The following is a 21,179-nucleotide window of genomic DNA, read 5'->3' as shown; positions in this document are numbered from 1 at the left end:
AAGGCCGCAGGTGGATTGGCATACAATGCGGCACAACGTACTCAGAGGAACTGCTCAGCAACCCTTTTCGCGCGCGTTTACTGAGAAGCTGACCGGTTTTCTTTGGCCCGCCGGAAGGGGGAAACCGGACCGCGGGACAATCGCACCGTGTAGAGACGCAAGGTTTTGCGGTACGAGCAAACTCTGTTTCCCCCGGAACCACGAGTCCGGAGGGGGCAAGCATCCCCCTGCGGCGGGCCTTAGAAAACCGCAAGCCGGAAGGACGGCGCGCAGAAAGAGTTGATGGGCAGGTCCGTTGGCATACGGAAGAGGTTGAACGTTGTGCCGCTTTGCTGCCATTGGGAGATTTTCAACGGGCTGCCAATGAGCTGGTAAAAAACTTCCTATTTCGCAGCCCGTTCAAAAATCTCAAGGGCAAGGCGCAAAAAACGTTCAAGGTCGTAGCGTATTCGGCATACGGAAGAGGTTGAACGTTGTGCCGCAACGCAGCCATTGGGAAATTTTCAACGGGCTGCGAAGAAAATCATGGATACCCAACCCCTATGACCACTACTGAAACGCCCTCAAATATCACCAGTCGCCCCCAGCCTGCGACAGACAGCAGGCCTGGCTCCAACATCATTCTCATTGGCATGGCCGGTTCGGGAAAGACAACGATCGGCAAGGCCCTGGCCCATCGATTGGGCTTGGCCCATGTCGATACCGATCACCTTCTGGAGGCCTGGTGGGGTATCCAATTGCAACAATTGCGAGACCTTCTTGGGCTGGAGGGATTTCTCGAAGCGGAAAAGAAGTGCGTTCAGGGGCTTATCCTGGAAGACTGCGTCATTTCAACGGGAGGAAGTGTCGTCTACCGAGCCGAGGCCATGCGCGCCCTCCAGGCCCTGGGCCCGATCATCGGTTTGACGGCCGGTTTCCCAGCCATTGCCGAGCGCATAGCCAGAAATCCCCATCGTGGGCTGGCTATTGCCGAGGGCCAGACGCTGGAGGACCTCTACCGCGAGCGCCAAGACCTGTACCAGTCCTGGAGCGACCTTTGCATCGCAACAGATACGCACCCCATTGCCGCGTGCGTACAAACCATAGAGGAATGGCTGCATGGGCAAAAAGAAGGCCCCGCAGAGCGGATTTAAACAGCGCCAATTCAAGAAACTTGCCGCGCTGTATCAAAAAATGGAAGAGCACTACGATGCCCAGGCGCGCCAGATTGGATTGCGTTGCGCCGGATGCACCGACAATTGCTGCACCAGTTATTTCCAGCACCACACCTATGTGGAATGGCTCTATCTTTGGGAAGGCATCCGGTCCTGCCCGGATGAACAACAGGCGAGATTTTTGGAACGCGCCAGGGAATATGTCGAACAGAGCCGCGAGGCCTTGGCGCGCAACGAACGCCCCCGGCTCATGTGCCCGCTGAACGAGGACGGCTGGTGCGCCGTGTATCGCCACCGGCTCATGATCTGCCGCCTCCACGGCGTCCCCAATCGCCTCCGATACCCCAACGGCCGGGTCCAGCATTTCCCCGGCTGCTGGCGTTGCCAGGAGTTGACGGCCGAGGCCCCCCTCACCCCTGTGTTGGACCGGACTCCGCTGTATCAGGAATTGGTGGCCATAGAAAAAGGCCTTCTGGGCGGGAAGATCGCCACCTTGCCGCGGGTGGATATGACGCTGGCCGAAATGCTTGTCCACGGCCCGCCGCAGGTGTAACAGGGGTCGAGATCCTGCGCCGGTTTGCAAGCCGGGTACGTGCCGCCGGTGGCGGCGAGACCTTCAAAGGCGGGAGACAGGGAAAAGGGGAGAAGCTATGGATTCCAGAAAAGGAAAAGCTCTGTTTCAGGGAATGTGCGGACTTATCGCACTTTTCCTGCTCACCGGATGCGCCGCACAAACCGTGCGCCATCTCAACCGGAGTCAGTGGAAGCCCGAGACCCGGCAGGAACTGGTCATGGACTATGTCCGCTTCGAATACGTCTCACAGCGTAACGCCGAAGGGATCACGGTCACAGGAAACGCCTTCCCGCTCGCCAAGAGTGTTCCCGAATGGGCAGAATGGATGGAGGATTTGTGGATAGCCGGATATTTGAGCGATGAGGGAGGAGAAGTCCTGGCCAAGGATATCCGCTTGTACACCTCACGGTCCTTGGACTTTGACCGCGGTATCCCGTTTGCGTTCACCTTGGCCCCTGAAGAAATGGGGGAGCCCGGGCCGGTCTACATCACCTTCGGCTACCGCTTGGTGCTCACAGCGCTCAACCCCAAAAAGCGCAAAGGTCCGCTGGGCACCCTCTTTGATGAGGAGCACGACACCTTTTTCGCCAGCGAATCGGCCCTCTCCCAATTTTAGCCGGTTTCCAGTACCCGCCGCACCGGGAGTACGAAAGCCCCCGAAAACCTGGGGGCTTGTGACCGCGCAACCTGGCGCTTTCCGATCTATACCCCGGGCAGTGTCCAGGGCAGAGCAGCGACGCGCCGACAGGCCCTCCGGGTGAGGTTGCGCCGTTTCCCCGCCCAGGAGCGACCGGAAAATTTACTTGTAGCGGAAAATAATCCGTCCCCGGGTCAGGTCATACGGGGAGAGTTCGACCTTGACTTTGTCGCCGGGCAGAATGCGGATATAGTGCTTGCGCATCTTGCCGGAAATATGGCCCAGGACCTCGTGGCCGTTTTCCAGTTTGACTTTGAACATGGCGTTGGGAAGGGCCTCAAGGACTTCCCCCATCACCTCAATCGCTTCTTCTTTGGCCATTGCGGCTCCTTTTGCTTGCGTTATCAAAAGCCGGGCTGCTGCCCCGGCTGTCGTTTGTGCCAGATGGGCCATGTACTGCCTTTGGCGCCAGGATGCAAGTCTGGACCGCCCATCCCGGCCGACTCTCTTCTCAGCTCTCCACCCACTGCACCTCTGGCGGACCGTCCTCCGGCCAGTCAACGAGCGCCGCTCCCGGCCGACCGTCCCTGGGACGGGTCACACTGCCGGGATTGAGCAGAAACCGCCCGTCGGACAAAGCCTCCCAGTACCGCTCATGGGTGTGCCCGAAGCAGATCAAACGCGGCCCATCCCCAAAATAGGTGGTCACCGCCCGAGGGATGTCCCGACCGGGAAGGTTGTGGCCGTGGACCACTCCCAGTCGCCGGTTCCCGCCGAGGGCCACATTGCGCACCGGAGGCAGTTCCCCGAGTTGGACGTCCATATTGCCGCTGACCGCATACAAGGCAACATGGCTTTCCAGAAAAGCCAGCATGGACGGTCCGGCAATGTCACCGCAATGGACAAGGACGTCAGCCGGGGCCAGAAAGCGTTCAAAAAAGGCCGCGAACGCTTCTGTGGGCTCGTGCAAATGGGTGTCTGACAACACACCTATACGCATGGATCTTCTCTGTTGGTGGCGCAAGAGCGCCCGCTATTGCTGCGGCAGCGGCGTCTTGCCCAGGATATATTTCAAATCGTCGTCGGAAAATCGCAGTCCAAGGCCGGTAAAAAAGGACTCATCGCCCGTGTCACTGGCAAAATCGTCCATGCCGGCACTGATGTAGAAATTGTTCAGGAAGTAAAGCTTGCCCCCGGCTTTGAGGTGCGGCGGATTCTCGTCGTCGAAGTCGAACGCCTCGGCAAAGAGCCGGATCCGGTCGTCCCAGAGGTAGTAGTCGACTCCGAGGCCACCGGACGACTCGATGATCCCGCCGCGCAGGACCCAATCGTTCCACCGCTTGGCCATCTGGGCCGAAAATTTCAGACCGTCCTCCTGGGTTTCCTCCTCCTCTTCCCGATAGGTCTTCCAGGGTTCACCATCTTTCTTATACCGCCTGACCAAAGAGGTCGTCTCCGTGCGCCCCTTGGGATCGTCGACCAGGGAGAGCAGGTAATACTTGTCCTCGGTGGGCTGGAGCTTGAGATTGAGATAGGATTTCATATCTCCGCTGTCGGCGAGGTATTCGGAGGTGAAGTCCACGGAAGTCTTGAACTGCTCCTGCTTGGCCAAAAAGGTGTTCACCCCTTCCAGGGCCTTGTCCAGTTCTTTGCCGGTGGTGTCGTCGTTGACCAGCTTGCCCAGGGTCCCGCGTCCTTCGTCGATTTTGCGCGAAACCGATTCCAGGGAGGCCATTGTCTTTTTCAGGTCGTAGGCCATCTCTTCGTCGTTGACCATCGTGCCCAAGGTGCCTTGCCCCTCGTCCACCTTGCCCAGCACATCCTGCATGGCCTGCATCGTGGTCTGCAATTTGCCGGAGGCCCGGTCGAGGTTGGTCACAATACGCTGGATGCCGTCTTTATTCTCTCCGGTAATCTCCCGCATATTCGCGGCAAACGCCCCCAGGTCGGAAACAGCATCGTTGATCTGGTCCTTGTTCCGGGCGGTCATTTCCCGCATATCCGCGGTAAACCCGTCCAGGTTGGCCACAATGCGCTCGACGCTTTCAGCATTCTGCTGGACCAAACCATTGAGGGTCACCGTCAATTCCCGGACGTTGTCCATGATGGTCTGCAATTGGGCCTCGCCCTGCTCACCGCCGAACACATTGGACACCGATTGACTGACGGTGCTGATATCCTCAGCGATCTGTCCCACTTTCTGCAGCAGCTGGTCCAGATCCGCGGGCGACGACGAACGGGTGATCCGTTGCCCTTCCTCCAGATTCGGCATCTCCGGCGAACCGCCGCGCAATTCGACGAATTTATCCCCGAGTACGCCCCGCGTTCGGATGACCGCCTTGACGTCCACCGGAACAGCAATGCCCTTGTCCAGTGCCAGCGTCAGTTCGGCGCGGCCGTCAGCCAGACCGATGGAATGGACCTGCCCGACTTCAATCCCGGCGATTTCCACTGGAGCTCCCTGCTTGAGGCCGGAAACATTGTCAAAAAAAACACTGACTTTTTTGGTGTCCTTGTCGACGAAAAGGCCCTGTCCGACCTGCATGGACATATAGCCGAGGGCCACCAGCGCGATGCACACAAAAATGCCGACCTTGATCTCTGCCCCTTTATACACGCTCATGCCTGCCTCGCTCACGTCACCTGGATGGGCCCCTCGGCCCGGCCGTGGATGAATTGTTGGACGATGGGATCGCTGTGATCCCGGATGGATGTTGGCGGTCCAGAGGCCACAATCCGCCCTTCGTAGAGCATAAACACATTGTGCGCCGTGGCCATGGTCGACTGGATGTCGTGGCTGATAACCACGCAGGTAGCCCCGAATTCTGCCTGGGTCCGGACGATAAGCTCATTGATGGCCGCGGACATGACCGGATCGAGTCCGGACGTCGGCTCGTCAAACAGCACAATCTGGGGCTCCAGGGCCATGGCCCGAGCCAGACCGACCCGCTTGCGCATCCCTCCGGAAAGCTCCGAGGGCATCTTGTAGCCCATCCCTTTCAGACCCACCGAACTCAGTTTGTCCTCGACGATGTCCTTGATTTCCGAACGGCTTTTGCGCGTGTGCTCTCGCAGAGGGAAGGCCACATTTTCAAAGACGGTCATGGAGTCAAACAGGGCGGCTTCCTGAAAAAGCATTCCGAATTTCCGGCGCACCCGGGACAACCCGCGATTGCCCAGGGACACGATATCCTCCCCGTCGACAAACACAGCGCCGCTGTCCGGCTTGAGCAAGCCGATGATATGCTTGAGCAGGACCGACTTGCCGCCGCCGCTACGGCCGATGATCACGCTGACCTCGTTGCGCGGCACCGCCAGGTCCAACGCATTCAGGACATGTTGCTGGCCGAACTGTTTGCTGACCTGGCGCAATTCTATGATAGGATTCTGGGACTCTTGCACAGCGGCTCCGTGGCCTTTGCCTGACCTAGAACATCAAGGCGGTCAAAATATAATCACTCATGAGAATTAGCACCGAAGCCAGAACGACGGCCTGGGTCGTGGAACGGCCGACCCCTTCGGCCCCGCCGGAAGTGTAAAATCCTTTATAGCACCCGACCAGGGTCAGGATCAGGCCGAAGACCACGGCCTTGGTCAGCCCGTTGTAGATATCGGACAATTCCAGAAGATCGTAGATCTTGTTCATGAACATGCTGCTGTTGATGCCGAGCATCTTCACCCCGACCAGATAGCCACCGGCTATGCCCACGAAATCACTGATCACGGTCAAAAGCGGCAACATGACCATCCCCGCCAGCAAGCGCGGGGTAACCAGGTACTGCACAGGGTTGATGGCCATGACTTCCAGGGCATCGACCTGTTCGGTGACCCGCATGGTCCCGATTTCCGCAGCCATGGCCGATCCCGCCCGGCCGGTGACCATCAACGCGGTGATCACCGGGCCCAATTCCCGGGTCATGGACAGGGCCACCGTGGCTCCGACCAGGCTCTCCGCAGAAAACATCCGGAACGCGTAATAGGTCTGTAAGGCCAGGACCATACCTGTAAACAGGCCGGTCAAGATAACCACGAACCCGGAATGGACCCCCACAAACTCCATCTGCTTGAAAAAAAGACGGATCCTGAATGGACGGCGGAGCAGCCACCCGCAGGCGCTTCCCAGCAACAGGGCCATCTGCCCCATCTGCTGCAAGCCGCGCATCGTGCCGGCCCCTAGGGCCCCAAAAAGTTGCAGCATGGTCTTCCTTTCTCCGTCGTCCAATGCAGTGCGCCCATTGCGCCGCTGTCCTTTGCGATCCGGGACGATCTCACGGATGTTCGTTCAATACAGCCCTGCCAAAGATTCTGCTTTCGCCTGCATGACACGTCGGGTCTGCAAGGGATTCGCTGCTGAGCCATGTGCCCCCTGTCCTCTGCAGGGCGCGACAAAAACACACCCCCCGCCTCAGGAGGCTGTGAGGATCCGCGGGCGGTGGAAAAAATCCAGGACCGCCTGACCGACATCACGGACCCGTCTGGGACGCTCCCCTTCGCTGTCGTACAAAAAGGCGTCGCCTCTGGTGTGGGTTCCGTATCGCCCGAAGTGGCCGAAAATAGCGGTTCGATCAAATTTGGCCTTCAGTTCATACCCGGGTCGCGCCTCGCAGACAAGGTCCGGCGTATTGGAAAACGGACTTTGGGGGTAGAGTTCGTCACCCAGATGCACATCCTCCAGCACCGGCTGCCCGTCAAAGCGCAATTGGAGCAACTCGTCGCGGAGTCGGTGACGCATCCCGTCCAGTTCCCGGCGAGAGACTGTGCCACGGGCAAAGGCCTCGCGGCTGTGCAGATATATCCGGCCCGGGTCAAGCGCGAAGGCTGTGGTGCCCGGGCCGATCACCGAAGCGTCCAATTCATCGCTCGGCACGCCCTGCAGGTGCAGATAGCCGCGCTGCTGAAGCCAGACATTGAGATCCACTTCCGTTTTCAAGCAAGTGAAGCCGTGGTCCGCCAGACTGAGCAACCGCTTGGGTTCCGGCAGGGCTGCATAGCGCTCCAGGAACCGGCCCAGACAGCGGTCCCACTCGCGCATGAAATCCAAGCAGGCCTCGTGGCGCGGATCTTCGGGATTGTCCAGGGCGGCGAACAGAAAATGGCCGAGCCGGTCGGTTTCGGTGAGCACAAAGACGAACAGATCCCAGGCCAGGTCCGGCCAGAGCAGGTCCAGGGCTCGTTCCCGCCCGGCCAGGGTCTGGTGGAGTGCGCCCAGCAAAAAATCCGGGTCAGCCTTACCGCGCACGGTGTCGGCCTCCAAAATATATCCGGCGTCCTGAAGGGGGCCGGCCAGGACCCGGGGAAAGACGGCCCGGGACAACTCCGGGGCCACAAAACCAGCCACCAGCATGCCGGGAAAGGACCGCGCCGGATAGGTATTGGGCAGATTGAGGGCCTTGCTGGTCAGCCCCTGCTCGCCCAAGCGCTGGAAGACGCTCGGCGACTGCACATCGTCGCCGTTGACCATCCGTAAGCGGTAGTCACGACGGTCCATTTCCACAAAACCGAAAATACCGTGAGTTTCCGGGCCACTGGCTGTGGAGAAGGAGGTCCAGTTCACAGGAGAGAGTTCCGGTGCCTCAGCCTGGAGTTCCCCCGCCCGGGGATCCAGAGCCAGGGTCGCCAGATTGGGAGTCACGCCTTGGCGGCTCAGCCGCTGGGCCAGAGACAACGGTAGACCGTCCAATCCGAGAACCACACAACGGGGTCGATGGTGTAAACCGTTCATTTTGGGGAGGATAGCAAGAGTCGGCGCGTTTGTCAGCCGGCACGTGGCCAGAGCCTGGGCGACAACGGCATGGCGAAGTACGCAATCAGCCCGCGGGTGACACGGAGGTCCCTGGGCCCTGAAGCCCAGGCGAGCTATTGACGCCTTGACAGGCCGGGGCTATGGTGTCGCCTCTCGCCCGGGTGGTGGAATCTGGTAGACACCAGGGACTTAAAATCCCTTGGAGCAATGCTCCGTGCCGGTTCAAGTCCGGCCCCGGGCACCACCGACGACAAAGGCTTGAGGACGCGTCCTCAAGCCTTTTTTATCACACACCGGTAAAATCCCGAATTCAAGCCCCCTTCCCACGCTCCTCTGCGCATGGGGACAGAGAGGAGTCAGGCTGGGTCTCATTTTCCAGAACCACTCTGTCTCTGCCCTTGTTCTTGGCCGCATACATCGCTTTGTCTGCGCGTTGGATTACCGATTCAGACCCTTCTCCTGCACGGTAGGCGGCCACACCGAAACTTGCTGTTTGCTGCACCCCTTCAGCAACCAGCACAGCTGTGGCAACCTTCTGCCGCATCCGGTCGGCCAGGCAGCCGCCCGCTTCTAAGGTCGTATCCTGGAGCACGAGCAGAAATTCTTCGCCGCCAAACCGCCCCACCAGATCTTCCGTGCGGCAATTTTCCAGTAACACCGAGGCAAATCCCTGCAGAGCCTGGTCGCCAACCGCGTGGCCGTAGGTGTCGTTGACTGCCTTGAACCGGTCCAGGTCACACATGACCACGCACAAAGGCACACCATGCCGCTCGCTGCGGGCCACGGCCTGACCAAGGAAGTCCTCGACATGGCGACGGTTGGCCACACCGGTCAGCGGGTCAGTGCGCAACAACTCATTGATGCGTGTATTGGCCGCTTCCAACGCCGCATTCTTTTTGGCCAGTTCACGCTGCAAATTGATGAGTTCATTATTCATCTGTGTCAAATCACTCCACAACCCGTCCTCTTCGTCACCGGTGTCATACAGCCGTTCGGCTTTTTCTTTAAGGACATGGCGGAGCTGATTGACCTGTTCATTATTGATGAGCATGAGCTCTTCGTAGAGGGAATAAACCCCGTCCTGCGAATGAGAAGCGACGACGAGAATTTTTTCTTCATGCACTACTCCCGCGAAATAGAAGGGCACCGCCTGCTCCTGGCAGCGCACGGCTATCTCCCAATCAAAAGCGCTGCCATAGCTTCGGACGCGAAGAAGAAAATTGAGCAGCTTACGGCGGTCATCCTTATAGATGATGCGCGAGAGCAGCGGTTGCGATCCGAGATGGTCCATCAGGCCAGTTTCATCCCGGATGACTTCCAGGACGGAACCGGTGGGGGAACAAAACAGGGCCAATCCCCCCTGGCAGGAATAGGGCATGGGTCAGATCCTGGATAGATATTGCACTGGGAGTCCCGGCAAAGAGTGTGGTCACACCCCAATAACGGGAGATCTGGGACGAACTGCTAGGAGGCGACCAGGTGTTCGGCGAGCCGCACCGCATCCTGAGCATTTTGTGCCGAGCCGTCTGCGCCGATGTCTCGGGCCAGGGTGGTCGAAATCACAAAGGGATACCCTCCGACCAGAATCCGGACCGAGTCCCCGAGTTCGTCTCGCAAGGCGGCAATGAGATCCTGGGCCTTATGCACATAATAGGTCATGGTCACTGAAATCCCGACCACATCAGCCCGTTGGTCCAAAACGGTCTGGATCACGCTTGCACTGGGGGTGTTCGCCCCGAGGTAGTACGTATCCCACCCGGCCATTTCAAAAAAATCAGCTACCATACGAGGCCCGAGTTCGTGGAGTTCTCCCCCGACGCAGGAAGCCACAAGGGTCCGGCCGACGCGACGGGTGGCGAAAATATACGGATAGAGTTGGGCCATGGCCATCTGGGTCACGGCCGTACAAAAATGTTCCTGAGCGACACTGATCTGATTGAGCTGCCACAGCCGCCCAATCTCGTATTGCACACTCTGAAAGACGTCCAGATAGATATCCTGCACCGGGGCCCCGCCGCGGGCCATCGTCTGGATCAATTGCAAGGCGTCATGGCGCTTTCCGGCCAAAAGCGCGTCCAGATAGGTCTGCGCTTGTTCGGCCAGAGGGCTTTTGGCTGAAATATACGAAGCCGGAGGAGTCGTGTCGTCATACAAAGCGGCAACCGCAGCGTCCAGAAACGGATCGACAAACCGGGCCTGGCTCTCGGGCAAGTGGTAGCCCAACACCTTCTGCAGGCATTGCAGCACTGTTTCCAGATAGTGTTGGCTGTACCCCCCTTCGGCCTCCAGCGATTGCGCCCAGTGCATATACTCAGTGAACAATTCGACTTCCCCGGAGCGCACGGCCTCGCTGAGATACAAGAGGTGCTCATTCACATTGGAGTGCATGGCAGACGAATCGGGCTCTTCTTTCGAATATCCGCTGGCTTCCCGCACACATTGAACCGTTGCTTCGGTAATGGAGGAATCTGGCCTGGAAAGGGCCTCAAACAGAGCGTTCCTGTCATCGAGCATAGAAGCTCTCTTTGGCTAAAGGGCTGTATCGAGGGCAAGGAATCGATGGCATTTGCATTGCCTCCAGCGTAGCAGAACAAGAAGCACCGTCGCCCTTGTTGCTTTGCACTTGCATCTGTCTGTACGGCAATTCCAGGCCAGTGTGAAGTGGTCTTGGGGCGGTATTCCATACCAAGCAGGAGCCCCACCGTCCTTGACGGGTTGGGACGTCTCCACCCGACTGGGGATGGTGTCCTTTCTCTCCTCGTTTTTCGCTATATCAGGGCTGTGGCACCCAAAATTCATATCCAAGCTCTTCTCTTTCCAGGAAAATTCCGCTTTTCCCCATTCGCCGCTCCGGGTTTATTGCCTACAAAAGCGTTTGGCCCGCCGACAAAAATGCCCGCGGCGTTGGCCCCCATTGGAGGCCCTGCAGCAAACCATCGCTGCACTCCATTTTCCACCTCCAAACGCGACTTGAATTCCATTGCCCCATCCCACAGGCTCCACCCTGGCAAGCCTCTTGATATTCTCGCCCGCACATCGTTCACCGCAGACGTGATTTTGCTCCATGTATCATGGAAAATGTCATCTCAAGCTATTGATTTTTCTTTTTCTTACAACTGATATCAGCCGTGAACATGGTTTTGCGACTTTGCGTCTGGATTTTAGCGCACAATTCGTCTATACTCGGTCGCGACCACATTTTTTCCATGATCACTGCAACCTGTTTTTTTCGCCACTGGAGACAGGAGACTGCGTATGCTCGGAGCCATTGCCGGTGATATCATCGGATCCATATTTGAGGGCCACCCTCACAAATCGAAATCCTTTCCCCTTTTCACTGCTCACAACCACTATACGGACGATACGGTCCTGACTGTGGCTGTGGCCGAAGCCATCCTTTACGGGCTGCCCAATGCATTGACATTGCAAAGCTGGGGGCGCCGCTACCCCCACGCCGGGTATGGCGGCCGTTTTCGGCATTGGCTGCAAAGCCCGATGCCCCGGCCCTATTTCAGCTGGGGCAATGGGGCGGCCATGCGGGTCAGTCCGGTCGGCTGGGCCTTTGCAGATTCCCAGACCGTATTGGAAGAAGCCAAAGCCACAGCCATGGTCACCCACAACCACCCCGAAGGGATCAAAGGTGCTCAAGCCACAGCACTGGCTGTCTTCCGAGCCCGGACCAAAACGAGCAAAGAGGCATTGCGCGAGGAAATTGAGGACCGGTTCGGTTATGACCTCTCCCGCTCCCTTGATGAAATCCGCCCGCAGTACACCTTTGATGTTTCCTGCCAAGGCTCGGTCCCCGAATCCCTGCTCGCCTTCCTCGAATCCACGGACTACGAAGACGCGGTGCGCAATGCCGTTTCCCTCGGCGGAGACGCCGACACCATGGCCTGTATCGCCGGCGCCGTGGCCGAGGCCGCCTATGGGGGCATCCCGGAGCACATTGCCTGCGTCGTTCGGGGGCGCCTGCCCATCGCCCTAGGGAACGTCGTCGCCCAATTCCTTCGGGCTCACAGCCCCGAGGTCCCCGAAATCTTTTGTGATTGATGCCCGGCGTCGTGTATCCACTACGGCGCTCTTCTGACCGCTCGAACCTCACCTGGTCACCGCATTCGCCGGGGCCGAAAAAGGAAGTCCCATGTCCATGCGTATCAAGGTCTTTGTCGGTATCTTCTGCATCGCTTTTCTCGCTTCCGGAGCCACCGGCTCGTATTTCTATCTCCAGGCCAAAATGGCATTGTATCAGGGTATCCGCCAACAATTGGAAGCCAGTGCCGCGAGCACGGCTGCTCTCATTGACGGCGAAGCCCTGCAACAGCTGCGATCTCCTGACGATGCCGGTTCTCCGGCCCACAGAACCATCCAGGAGGTCCTGCACAGCGTCGCCCAGGCCACGCCGGAATATCTCTATGTCTACACCATGCGCCTGGATGACGGCGGCGTGGAGTTCGTCGTGGATACCCCGCCCTCGGACGACAACGGTGACGGCACCATCTCCGAGGAAGAAATGCCCGCCCCCATCGGCACGCCCTATGAAAGCGCCCCCCAAAGCCTGCGGAGAGGCTTCACCCAGGTCAGCAGCGACAGCGAACCCTATGTCGACCAATGGGGGCGGACCATGTCCGGATACGCCCCCGTCTACAACAGCCAGGGCGACAGCGTCGGGCTTTTGGGCATCGACATGGATGTCAGCCGGATCCACCGCAAACTCTCGCTCATTGTCCAGGGCGGCCTGATTTCGCTCGGGATGGCCGTCGCGTTGGCCATCGTGCTTGCCTACTATTTCGCCCGGCAGACCCTGGTCCCGGTCCGCCGCCTGCAAAATGCCATGACCCGTGTGCAGGAAGGGGATTATGCGGTGCACATGGACACCGACCGCAAGGATGAGTTCGGGCAATTGGCAAACCATTTCAACACCATGGTCACGCAACTGCGCCAAAAAGCCTGGTTGGTCAACAACATGGGCAAGGTCGTCAACAAGAATGTTGTCCAGCGCATCCAGGACGAATCCCTGGAATTGGGCGGAGAAGTGCTGCAGACCACGGTCCTCTTCTGTGACCTGCGCGGATTCACTGCCTTGTCAGAAAAATTGCCCCCCAAGCTCCTGGTCCACCTGCTCAACGAGTACTTCTCGGCCATGGTCGAGGCTGTGGAGCGTCACGGGGGCATCGTGGACAAATTCATCGGCGACGCGGTCATGGCTGTCTTCGGCCACCCCACACCCTTGCCTCAGGAACAGGATGCTGCCCTGGCCGCTGCCCAGGACATGCTCGCCGCCTGCGACTCCCTCAATGTGACCATGGGGGTGCACAAAGATATTCTCCTTATCAATTCCGTGGGCATCCACACCGGAATGGTCATGGCCGGCAATATCGGGAGTCCGGAACGCATGGAATTCACGGTCATGGGGGATGCGGTCAATGTCGCCGCCCGGTTGGAAAACCTGACCCGGCAATTGGGCACACGTCTGGCCGTATCCGGGGACGTGGTCGCCACCCTGCAGGACGGGTCTCCCCTGGTATCCGCCGGAGAATGCGATGTCTCCGGAAGAAAGGAGCCGGTCCAGGTGGCTATCCTGTCCCAAGTCGAATCGAGTTCCCTGGAGCGGTCCCCGATCCGTACCGATTCCCAAGGGGATTAACTCACCCGCACCTGCGGACTTCTTGCGGTTCAACCTGGTTCGCCCCTTCTTTTCCGGTTAGCTTCAACGGAATGCGGGCGCCCAGACAGAAAAAAGGGGCTCTTCGTCACAGGGCATGGAATTTCAGACGCAAAAGTTTGCCGTCTCTTCTGTGTGCTTCGAGCGAAAGGCCCGCACATTTTCTTGGTCCCGCCAAAAGGGGGAAACCGGACCGCGAACTGAATGCTCCCTGGCGGATTCCGATGCAACAAGGGCCATCTTCGACACCTGGAGTTCTGTTCTACTTGAGAGTCCGGAGGGGGCAAGGATCCCCCTTTGGCGGGATTTAGAAAATACCGGGCCGAAAGTGGGCACACAGAAGAGACGGCAAACTCCAAAAATCCATAGGATCCGTCAAAGAACCAAAAAAGGCCGGTGCGTGGACTCCCACGCACCGGCCTTGGACCGAAAAATCGTACCCTACAGCACGGGACCTCATTCCGGATGGATCGACTTGTCCTCTTCCAGACTCCGGAACTGGTCATCGACCTCCATCATGATCATGGCGATCTGATCAAATGAGAGCGCAAAATAGGAGCTGTAGCCCTCGTCCAGGGTGTATTTCAGCGTATCGATCTCTGTGCCCCACCCCGACATCATGGCCAGAACATCGCCGAGGTGGATCATGTACACCAGGGGGCGGTAGCCGGCCGGGGCCTTATGCGGCTCGTGGTGGTATTGGATGCTGGTTTCCAGCGATCCCGGCAGGTTCCATTGCCGGGCGATCTCGCCGCCCACCGCGCAATGGTCGGTGCCCAGGTGCCGCCGTTCCAATTCCAGATAGTCCACTGCGTCATTGTCCATGACATAAGGCATCAAATCCTGGCCGGTCCGGGTCTGGTACTGGGATATGGCGACTTTGCCAATATCGTGCAAAAGCCCGGCAGTGAAGGCCAGATCCGGCGTCACCCCGATATCCGTCAGCCGGGCGACCTCCCGGGCCGCCAAAGCGGTTCGCAGTTCGTGCTTCCAGAACACCCCCCGAGCGCTATGGTAGCCCTGGAGTTCCTTCTCCACCAATTGCGCGTTGAGATTGACCAGCGCCAGACTGACCACAGTCTGCGACCCCAACAGCACGACAGCCCGTTCAATGGACTGCACCGGCTTCATCAACCCATAGGCTGGTGAATTGACCAGACGCAGGATGCGGGTCGTCAGCCCGGAATCCACCCGCACAAGATCGATAATGTCCTCAAACTCGTAGTCTTCCTGAGCGATGAGGCGGATAATCGAACTCGCGCTGGGCGACAGCGCTGGAACATCCTGTATCGATTGGGCGATGATCTCCTGCGTCCCCATAATACCCTTATTGCAAAGCCCGGACAGGCAGCCCCGGGGTCGAAAGATGAAGAGTTCCGGTTCCGACGAACAGCTTCAGGGTCCGGCTGCGGGTTCCGCCGACATCCCGGGCGGCAACACGCACTCCATAGTATTTGAACAGTTCATCGAGCCGGTTCAGGTTGGCCCGGCCAATTTGAAAAACATCGTTGGGCAGCCGCAGGTCAGCTCCCCCAACAAGATAGACGTCATAGGTGGCCGGATGCAGGCGGGCATCAGCCGGGGCCATCTCCTTGAGCAAGGCCTCCAATGCCGTATCCGCGAAATACCCCGGCTGCTCCTGCCCCTTCTGGGGATTGATCCGGGAATCCGGCAAGGCCACATGGGCCAGTCCCGCCATGCAACGGTAGGAATCGACGAGGGCGACCCCCACACACGACCCCAGTGCATATGTGGCCAGGACATCGCTGGGGCATCGGGAGACAGCCATATCCCCTACTCCTAAAACCTTGACGCTCATTGCTACTCCAAATTGTTCCGTTCGTCACCACCTCTCCGCCCCGTATCAAGGCGGAATGGAGCGTTTCCTCAGGAGTCCGACCCGCGATTCAGCTAGTTTTTTTCCCTGATGACAGCAGGTCGTAGCCTTCGTTGATGATGGTCATCGACTTGTGACTGCCGCCGCTGTCGGGATGAAATTTTTTGGCCATGATCCTCCGTTTCCACCCCAGATCGACCGCCTTATCGATCACGCTGTCCAGATTGAAGAGATTGCGGAAGGCCTCCTCTTTCTGGCGAAAATCCATGCGATCGATCTCCTCGAAGACCGTGGTCGGAAGATGTTCCAGATGGTGCTCAAACCGCCGCTTGCTGATTTCTTCCTGCAATGACGGATTGCTCACATAGCGGACAATGAATTCAAGGATGTCACGTTTGTCAAAATGCGAAAACCGCCCCAGGGCTTCGAACCCCTGCATCGACGTTTCGTCGCAAATCCACAGAATGCAGCTCTCTCCGCTGGCCACGCTCCACGTCACCTGAAAAAGGTAGTGGTCAATCTGCACTTGAGTCAGGATTTCGTAGAAGGCGTGTTGGGTCATGGCCGTGCGCCTGTTCCTCCTGGTGCTCGGAATGGCGGCCGGGACCACCACTCGACCACCCTCCGGTCATCCGCTCACTCGTCAAGCAATTCCTGCATCAAAAACGATTTCTCTGCGGCACTGCCTATCGCCTCGGCCAGGGCAAGACAATCTTCTTCGTTGAGGCCGAGCCGCTCGGAGTGGGACACCGTGCCGGGCTTGATATCCCCGCCGCTACTCAGGCCGCCGAAATTGACGATTTCGTTCGAAGCCGCGGTCAAACCGAGAAGCGTATACGGGGTGCTCTGCGTCTGCTCCGGGGCATGGTGCCAGCGGATGGCGTGCCAGACCTCGGCCGGAAGTTGCCAATGTTCACCAAGCCAGGCCCCCACCGCGCCGTGGTCGGCCCCGATCACCTGGCGTTCGGCCCTGTGCAGGGGCATGTCCTGCTGCCGGCTCAGTAACAAGGCCTCGGTGAATTCATCATGGAAATACTGTTCGAAAATAATCTTGCCCATATCATGGAGCAAGCCGGTCAGGTGGAGCACGTCGCGCCGCAGATTCTTCCGGTCCTGCACCCCGAGATGGCTGGACAGGACCTCAGTGCCCACAGCCACCTGAATGGAATGTTTCCAGAAGGCGAAGCGGTTGAATTCGACTCCCTCCCTGGGCGGGAAGGTTGAAAAGACCGAGGTGGACACCGCAATATTAAAAACGGTGTGCATCCCCAGCCGGACCACCGCGTCCTGAAGGGAAGTGATTTCTCCAAACCCCCGATAAAAAGCAGAATTCACCACCTTCATCATCCGGGCCATGATCGCCGGATCATTCTCAATAAGATCGGCAATCGTCCGCGCATCTGAAGCGGGGTTCTCCACGGCATCGCGCAAACGCTGCACAATAAGGGGCAGTGTCGGCAATTGATCGATTCGCGCCAGGCGTTTCCAAAACCGCTCACTGTCAGCTGTCTGGGCGGCTTGGTTGAACATATCTTCCTGGGAGCGAGTACCGGAGGGTGTCATACACGGGCACCATCTTGCTTAGCGTTTGGGGGAGGCAATGACCTTGTCGATGGCAGCTCGAAGCGCTTCCTCGATTTCGGCATCCTGAATAGGTTCCTTGAGCACGATGGAAAAGGCTTGCGTATACCGAGGAGACAGAGAGTTCAAGGTCAGGGCATAGACATCCTGCACCGCGAGCCGGTCAAGCGGAAATTCCTCGTATTCACTGAGAATGCGCGGCAACTGCTCCCTGACGCGCCGCTCGTTCCGGTTGACGATCCCGGTCAGGGATACTTCGCCGATTTCCGGGATATCAACAACAGCGTTCGTGGGCATAGCTGGCCTCCCTGGAGTCAATGGTCAAAAAATTTTCAGGGTCCGGGACCAAGTACGCGAGGGTCCCAGGCTTGAAAACCGTCCTGGCGGCCCACAAACCCGCGTCTCGGGCCATACGCCTGAACGGGAATGTCGGCCGCATATCCTCGTATAGACGCGATCCTGCTATTGCTGGGCCAGATCCAGCATGGCTTCCGGAATGGCCGACAAGGGCAACGTTTTGTCCACGCCGCCAAGCTTGATGGCCTCTTTGGGCATGCCGAAAACAACACTGCTGGCCTCATCCTGGGCGATGGTCCGCGCCCCGGCCTGGTGCATGGTCAACATCCCTTCCGCCCCGTCTCGCCCCATCCCGGTCAGGATAGCACCGACGGCGTTGCGCCCCGCTGATTGGGCCACGGATTTGAAGAGCACCTCAACGCTCGGGCGCTGCCGGCAAACCATCGGTCCCTCCTTGACCTGGACATAGAAGCGGGCCCCGCTGCGCCGCAGGAGCATGTGGTAATTGCCCGGGGCCAGCAGGACCAGCCCAGGACGGACCGTATCGTTGTTCCGCGCCTCGCGGACCTCCATGGCGCAGAGCTCATTGAGGCGGGCGGCGAAGGAGGCCGTGAATTTCTCCGGCATGTGCTGGACGATGACCGTGCCTGGGGCGTTGCGAGGCATGGCCTGCAAAACGGCCTGAATGGCCTGGGTTCCGCCTGTGGACGCCCCGATGGCCAAAATGGCGTTGGTCATCTTCCGGTCCGTCAATTGCCCCTGCGGAGGGGGGACTCGACTTGGCGAGCTCTGCAGTGGCTTCTCCACGCGGGCCTTGGCCGCGGCCCGGATCTTGTCCACCAGGGTCGTCGACATGTCGGCCACGGAAAAGGCCGAACCGGGCTTGGTCATCACTTCCACTGCCCCGGCATTGATGGCGTCCATGGCCAGTTCGCCGCCCTGGTTGGTCAGTGAGGAGACAATGATCACCGGCAGCGGATAGTGCTTCATGAGTTTGCGGAGAAAGGTCAGGCCGTCCATGCGCGGCATTTCGATGTCCAAAAGCAGGACATCGGGCCGGAGTTGCACGATCTTGTCCCGGGCCACATACGGGTCCGGGGCCGTGCCGACCACTTCAATATCCTCGGCCTGCCCCAATTCCCGGCTGAATACCTGGCGGACGATAGCCGAATCGTCCACGATGAGCACTTTGATCATGCCCGCTCCTCAGTGTTCAGGACCAGAACCAGCGGATTGCCGTCAACAACCACAGTCAAGGCTTGCTCTGAACCGGTCACGGCCTCCCATTCCTGGGCGTCGCACACGCCGCTTTCCGGAACGGAGAGATGGACCACGGTCTCTCGCCCGTAGAGTTCAGCCACCAGGCTGCCACAGATCACGTTCAGCAATTCGCACAGCGCGTTTTCCGATGCCCCCTCGAGCATGACCTCCCCGACTTCCAGCCCGAGGACGTTGTGGGCCAGATCGTCGCAAAAGCCGCTTCCGGCCAGGGCGGAGACAGCCCCCTGTCCCTGCGGCGATTCAAAAGTGATGTCCGCACGGTACATTTCTTCGTCCTGGGGCGGCTCGGGCGCTTCCTGGGGCAGATCGTCCACAAACATGAAGGCGAAATCTTCCAGGGTCTGCTCCGCGACTTCAGCCAGGGTTTCGTGCGCCGTATTCATGTCGCCTCCTTCCCGGGCAAGAGCCGGTCAACGGTTTCCTTGAATTGCTCAGGCATAAACGGCTTTTGGAGATAGGCATTGACCCCCTTGGCCTTCAGGGCCTCGATGCGGGTCGTGCTGCGTTCCGTGGACACGATGACCACCGGCACCCGCTCCAGGAACCCTTCTTCGGCCATGGCATTGACCATCTCCACCCCGTCCATGACCGGCATGTTGATGTCCGCAAAGACGATGTCCACCTGGTTGTTGCGCAACTGGTCCAGTCCTTCCTGACCGTTGGTGGCAAACAAAATGGTGCCCAGCTTCAGGCCGGACATGCGCAGCGTCTTGGCGACCATGCTCCTGATGATCATGGAGTCGTCAACGACGAGTACTTCGTATCCCATATCCTTTCCTTCTCTTCACTCCCGGATCGTGAACACCGGCCCTTGTCACAGGTCCGGCCATTCCTGCCCGCTTGGTCGCAACCCGGAGCTGTGCCTCAGCTACGGCAAACCGTATTCCGTTTCCTTGCCCTGCGTCTTGATCACGAAACAGCCGCTGTCGTTGTGTAGCCGGATGGTCCGGGAATTGGTCCCCCCGACATCCGAGACGTGCATCAAGAGTCCGTTTTTCCATAAGATCTTGCGCATGACCGTAAAATTGCGCTCCCCGATCTTGAACATATTGTTCTCGTTATTGAGCACATGGGCCCCACCGGCGACATTGATCACGATCCGAGACTTCCGGGCCCCCATTTTGAACAGGGTCGTCAACAAAAGCGAGACGCCGGTATCAACAAACATGCCCGGCCTGGCCTTGGCTTTGCTCGGGTCCACCTTGGACAGCGGAAGCATACAATGGACCATGCCGGCAACCTGGATCTGGGGATCATAGACCGTTATTCCGAGGCAGGATCCCAGAGAGTAGGTCACCAGGACATCGGCAGGATTCTCCGTCACCTGCATCTGCGCTATATCAACTACCACTTGGGGCATACTTGACCCTGTTGTTTCACCTGTATTCGCTTCGGAGTTGCCGGGGCAATTCCGCTTGGCTTGTATGATTGTGCCGGCCTGAACGGCCAGCGTCTTCCCTCAAACCAGGACCTGCAGCCATGACCGTCCATTCTGCGAACCGGTCCATGGGTCCAGGACCGGTCCCTCATCCCCGAGCATCATCCCGGTTTGGTATAGATCGACGGGGCCACGCTTTGAAACTCACTCAAGAGCCCGGAAAGGCTTTCGGCATGGCCGACCATGAGATATCCGCCCGGTTTGAGCAAGCGATACATTTCATCCAAAAGCCTTTTCCGCACAGGATTATCGAAATAAATCATAACATTACGGCAAAAAATCACATCCAGTGGCCCACGCATGGGAAACGGGGGTTCGGCCAGATTGAGCCGGGCGAAGGTGATCATCTCCTTGATCCGGGGGGCCACCTGAAAAGCGGTGCCGTCGCTTTGCCGCAGCGAAGAAAAATATTTGCTCCGCATCTTGGGCGGAATCTTCGAGACCCGCTGCTGGTCGTAGACACCGCGCCGTGCGGTCTCCAGGACTTTGGTCGAGATATCCGTGGCCAGGATCTTGGTGTCCTGGAGCGACTGCAGGGTTTCAGCCAGAGTGATACCGATGGTGTAGGGTTCCTCGCCGGTGGAGGCGGCGGCGCACCAGAGGCGGAAGCGGCGCTGACCGGCCTGCTCCCAGTTGCGCACCAGATCGGCCAGAACGTCGAAATGGCGCTCTTCGCGGTAAAAATGGGTCACATTCGTGGAAATGGCGTCCAATAGCGCCACCAATTCCGACTCTGTGCTGTCGTTTTGGACAATATCGAAATACTGGTCGTAATCGCTGATGCCCAGCACCCGCATCCGCTTGCCAAGCCGCGAAGAGACCAGGGCCCGTTTGTGCGGCCCCAGTTTAATCCCGGCGCGCTGGTAGATGAGATTGACGAATTGCTCAAAAGTAGCGGTATCGATATTGGCTGTCACAATGGCACCTGATCCGGGACGGCCCCGAAAGCGGGGCCATCCCGGAGGGATAGCTGTT

General features: G+C 58.7%; 23 protein-coding genes and 1 tRNA gene. 6 read left to right on the top strand and 18 right to left on the bottom strand.

What is annotated here, in order from left to right; translation table 11 throughout:
* Nucleotides 1–542: 542 nt before the first annotated feature.
* The 3 genes from thrB to DRET_RS03410 all read left to right on the top strand — a co-directional run bounded on the left by thrB (nucleotide 543) and on the right by DRET_RS03410 (nucleotide 2,344).
* Nucleotides 543–1,133, top strand: coding sequence for a homoserine kinase (thrB, locus tag DRET_RS03420; protein ID WP_015751133.1), 591 nt, complete (start codon nucleotides 543–545; stop codon nucleotides 1,131–1,133).
* Nucleotides 1,099–1,707, top strand: coding sequence for a hypothetical protein (locus tag DRET_RS03415; RefSeq protein ID WP_015751132.1), 609 nt, complete (start codon nucleotides 1,099–1,101; stop codon nucleotides 1,705–1,707). The genes thrB and DRET_RS03415 overlap by 35 nt, the downstream gene beginning before the upstream one ends.
* A 97-nt stretch (nucleotides 1,708–1,804) precedes the next feature.
* Nucleotides 1,805–2,344, top strand: a complete 540-nt coding sequence (locus DRET_RS03410) for a hypothetical protein (protein ID WP_015751131.1) — start codon at nucleotides 1,805–1,807, stop codon at nucleotides 2,342–2,344.
* Between the two features lie 183 nt (nucleotides 2,345–2,527).
* Here the strand turns inward: DRET_RS03410 and infA are convergent, their stop codons facing one another.
* The 6 genes from infA to DRET_RS03380 form a co-directional block, all read right to left on the bottom strand.
* Complete coding sequence (infA, locus tag DRET_RS03405; RefSeq protein WP_015751130.1) at nucleotides 2,528–2,746, bottom strand: translation initiation factor IF-1; 219 nt, start codon at nucleotides 2,744–2,746, stop codon at nucleotides 2,528–2,530.
* A gap of 130 nt (nucleotides 2,747–2,876) precedes the next feature.
* Nucleotides 2,877–3,365, bottom strand: coding sequence for a metallophosphoesterase family protein (locus DRET_RS03400; RefSeq protein WP_015751129.1), 489 nt, complete (start codon nucleotides 3,363–3,365; stop codon nucleotides 2,877–2,879).
* A 33-nt stretch (nucleotides 3,366–3,398) separates the two neighbouring features.
* Nucleotides 3,399–4,988 (bottom strand): MlaD family protein, encoded by a 1,590-nt coding sequence (locus DRET_RS03395; RefSeq protein ID WP_015751128.1) that lies wholly within the window; start codon nucleotides 4,986–4,988, stop codon nucleotides 3,399–3,401.
* Nucleotides 4,989–4,999: 11 nt separating this feature from the next.
* Nucleotides 5,000–5,767 carry an ABC transporter ATP-binding protein gene (locus DRET_RS03390; RefSeq protein WP_015751127.1) on the bottom strand — a complete coding sequence of 256 codons (768 nt, stop codon included), beginning with the start codon at nucleotides 5,765–5,767 and terminating at the stop codon, nucleotides 5,000–5,002.
* Between the two features lie 25 nt (nucleotides 5,768–5,792).
* Nucleotides 5,793–6,563 carry an MlaE family ABC transporter permease gene (locus tag DRET_RS03385; protein ID WP_015751126.1) on the bottom strand — a complete coding sequence of 257 codons (771 nt, stop codon included), beginning with the start codon at nucleotides 6,561–6,563 and terminating at the stop codon, nucleotides 5,793–5,795.
* 207 nt (nucleotides 6,564–6,770) lie between these two features.
* Nucleotides 6,771–8,057 carry an alkaline phosphatase family protein gene (locus DRET_RS03380; protein WP_244147921.1) on the bottom strand — a complete coding sequence of 429 codons (1,287 nt, stop codon included), beginning with the start codon at nucleotides 8,055–8,057 and terminating at the stop codon, nucleotides 6,771–6,773.
* Between the two features lie 206 nt (nucleotides 8,058–8,263).
* Here DRET_RS03380 and DRET_RS03375 point away from each other — a divergent pair.
* Nucleotides 8,264–8,352, top strand: a tRNA-Leu gene (locus DRET_RS03375).
* Nucleotides 8,353–8,418: 66 nt separating this feature from the next.
* On the opposite strand, the gene DRET_RS12875 is transcribed toward DRET_RS03375, so the two are convergent.
* Both DRET_RS12875 and DRET_RS03365 read right to left on the bottom strand, forming a co-directional pair.
* On the bottom strand, nucleotides 8,419–9,486 hold the full coding sequence (locus tag DRET_RS12875) for a GGDEF domain-containing protein (protein WP_015751124.1): 1,068 nt from the start codon (nucleotides 9,484–9,486) through the stop codon (nucleotides 8,419–8,421).
* An 86-nt stretch (nucleotides 9,487–9,572) separates the two neighbouring features.
* Nucleotides 9,573–10,622, bottom strand: coding sequence for a cobalamin B12-binding domain-containing protein (locus tag DRET_RS03365; RefSeq protein WP_015751123.1), 1,050 nt, complete (start codon nucleotides 10,620–10,622; stop codon nucleotides 9,573–9,575).
* Between the two features lie 741 nt (nucleotides 10,623–11,363).
* Here DRET_RS03365 and DRET_RS03360 point away from each other — a divergent pair.
* Together DRET_RS03360 and DRET_RS03355 are read left to right on the top strand one after the other, a co-directional pair.
* Nucleotides 11,364–12,158, top strand: a complete 795-nt coding sequence (locus DRET_RS03360) for an ADP-ribosylglycohydrolase family protein (protein ID WP_015751122.1) — start codon at nucleotides 11,364–11,366, stop codon at nucleotides 12,156–12,158.
* A gap of 91 nt (nucleotides 12,159–12,249) precedes the next feature.
* Nucleotides 12,250–13,752 (top strand): adenylate/guanylate cyclase domain-containing protein, encoded by a 1,503-nt coding sequence (locus DRET_RS03355; RefSeq protein WP_015751121.1) that lies wholly within the window; start codon nucleotides 12,250–12,252, stop codon nucleotides 13,750–13,752.
* 474 nt (nucleotides 13,753–14,226) lie between these two features.
* Here the strand turns inward: DRET_RS03355 and DRET_RS03350 are convergent, their stop codons facing one another.
* The 10 genes from DRET_RS03350 to DRET_RS03305 all read right to left on the bottom strand — a co-directional run bounded on the left by DRET_RS03350 (nucleotide 14,227) and on the right by DRET_RS03305 (nucleotide 21,121).
* The gene (locus DRET_RS03350; RefSeq protein WP_015751120.1) at nucleotides 14,227–15,090 is read right to left on the bottom strand and encodes an HDOD domain-containing protein; all 864 of its coding nucleotides are present in this window, start codon (nucleotides 15,088–15,090) and stop codon (nucleotides 14,227–14,229) included.
* Nucleotides 15,091–15,097: 7 nt separating this feature from the next.
* Nucleotides 15,098–15,559, bottom strand: coding sequence for a chemotaxis protein CheD (locus tag DRET_RS03345; RefSeq protein ID WP_052293265.1), 462 nt, complete (start codon nucleotides 15,557–15,559; stop codon nucleotides 15,098–15,100).
* 118 nt (nucleotides 15,560–15,677) lie between these two features.
* Nucleotides 15,678–16,169 (bottom strand): J domain-containing protein, encoded by a 492-nt coding sequence (locus DRET_RS03340; protein WP_041281873.1) that lies wholly within the window; start codon nucleotides 16,167–16,169, stop codon nucleotides 15,678–15,680.
* 74 nt (nucleotides 16,170–16,243) lie between these two features.
* Nucleotides 16,244–17,170, bottom strand: coding sequence for an HDOD domain-containing protein (locus DRET_RS03335; protein WP_083777108.1), 927 nt, complete (start codon nucleotides 17,168–17,170; stop codon nucleotides 16,244–16,246).
* Between the two features lie 18 nt (nucleotides 17,171–17,188).
* Nucleotides 17,189–17,485, bottom strand: coding sequence for a late competence development ComFB family protein (locus tag DRET_RS03330; protein ID WP_015751116.1), 297 nt, complete (start codon nucleotides 17,483–17,485; stop codon nucleotides 17,189–17,191).
* A 165-nt stretch (nucleotides 17,486–17,650) separates the two neighbouring features.
* The gene (locus DRET_RS03325) at nucleotides 17,651–18,682 is read right to left on the bottom strand and encodes a protein-glutamate methylesterase/protein-glutamine glutaminase (RefSeq protein ID WP_015751115.1); all 1,032 of its coding nucleotides are present in this window, start codon (nucleotides 18,680–18,682) and stop codon (nucleotides 17,651–17,653) included.
* The gene (locus tag DRET_RS03320; protein ID WP_015751114.1) at nucleotides 18,679–19,149 is read right to left on the bottom strand and encodes a hypothetical protein; all 471 of its coding nucleotides are present in this window, start codon (nucleotides 19,147–19,149) and stop codon (nucleotides 18,679–18,681) included. The genes DRET_RS03325 and DRET_RS03320 overlap by 4 nt, the downstream gene beginning before the upstream one ends.
* The gene (locus tag DRET_RS03315; protein ID WP_015751113.1) at nucleotides 19,146–19,535 is read right to left on the bottom strand and encodes a response regulator; all 390 of its coding nucleotides are present in this window, start codon (nucleotides 19,533–19,535) and stop codon (nucleotides 19,146–19,148) included. Before DRET_RS03315 ends, DRET_RS03320 begins: the two co-directional genes overlap by 4 nt.
* Nucleotides 19,536–19,634: 99 nt before the next feature.
* Nucleotides 19,635–20,126 carry a chemotaxis protein CheD gene (locus DRET_RS03310; RefSeq protein ID WP_015751112.1) on the bottom strand — a complete coding sequence of 164 codons (492 nt, stop codon included), beginning with the start codon at nucleotides 20,124–20,126 and terminating at the stop codon, nucleotides 19,635–19,637.
* A 179-nt stretch (nucleotides 20,127–20,305) separates the two neighbouring features.
* Nucleotides 20,306–21,121, bottom strand: a complete 816-nt coding sequence (locus tag DRET_RS03305; RefSeq protein ID WP_015751111.1) for a CheR family methyltransferase — start codon at nucleotides 21,119–21,121, stop codon at nucleotides 20,306–20,308.
* Nucleotides 21,122–21,179: the final 58 nt, after the last annotated feature.

The sequence above is a fragment of the Desulfohalobium retbaense DSM 5692 genome (genome assembly GCF_000024325.1).
GTDB classification, from domain to species: domain Bacteria; phylum Desulfobacterota; class Desulfovibrionia; order Desulfovibrionales; family Desulfohalobiaceae; genus Desulfohalobium; species Desulfohalobium retbaense.
The sequence above is the reverse complement of the archived record's forward strand: the minus strand, read 5'-3'. Positions and strand labels throughout refer to the sequence as shown.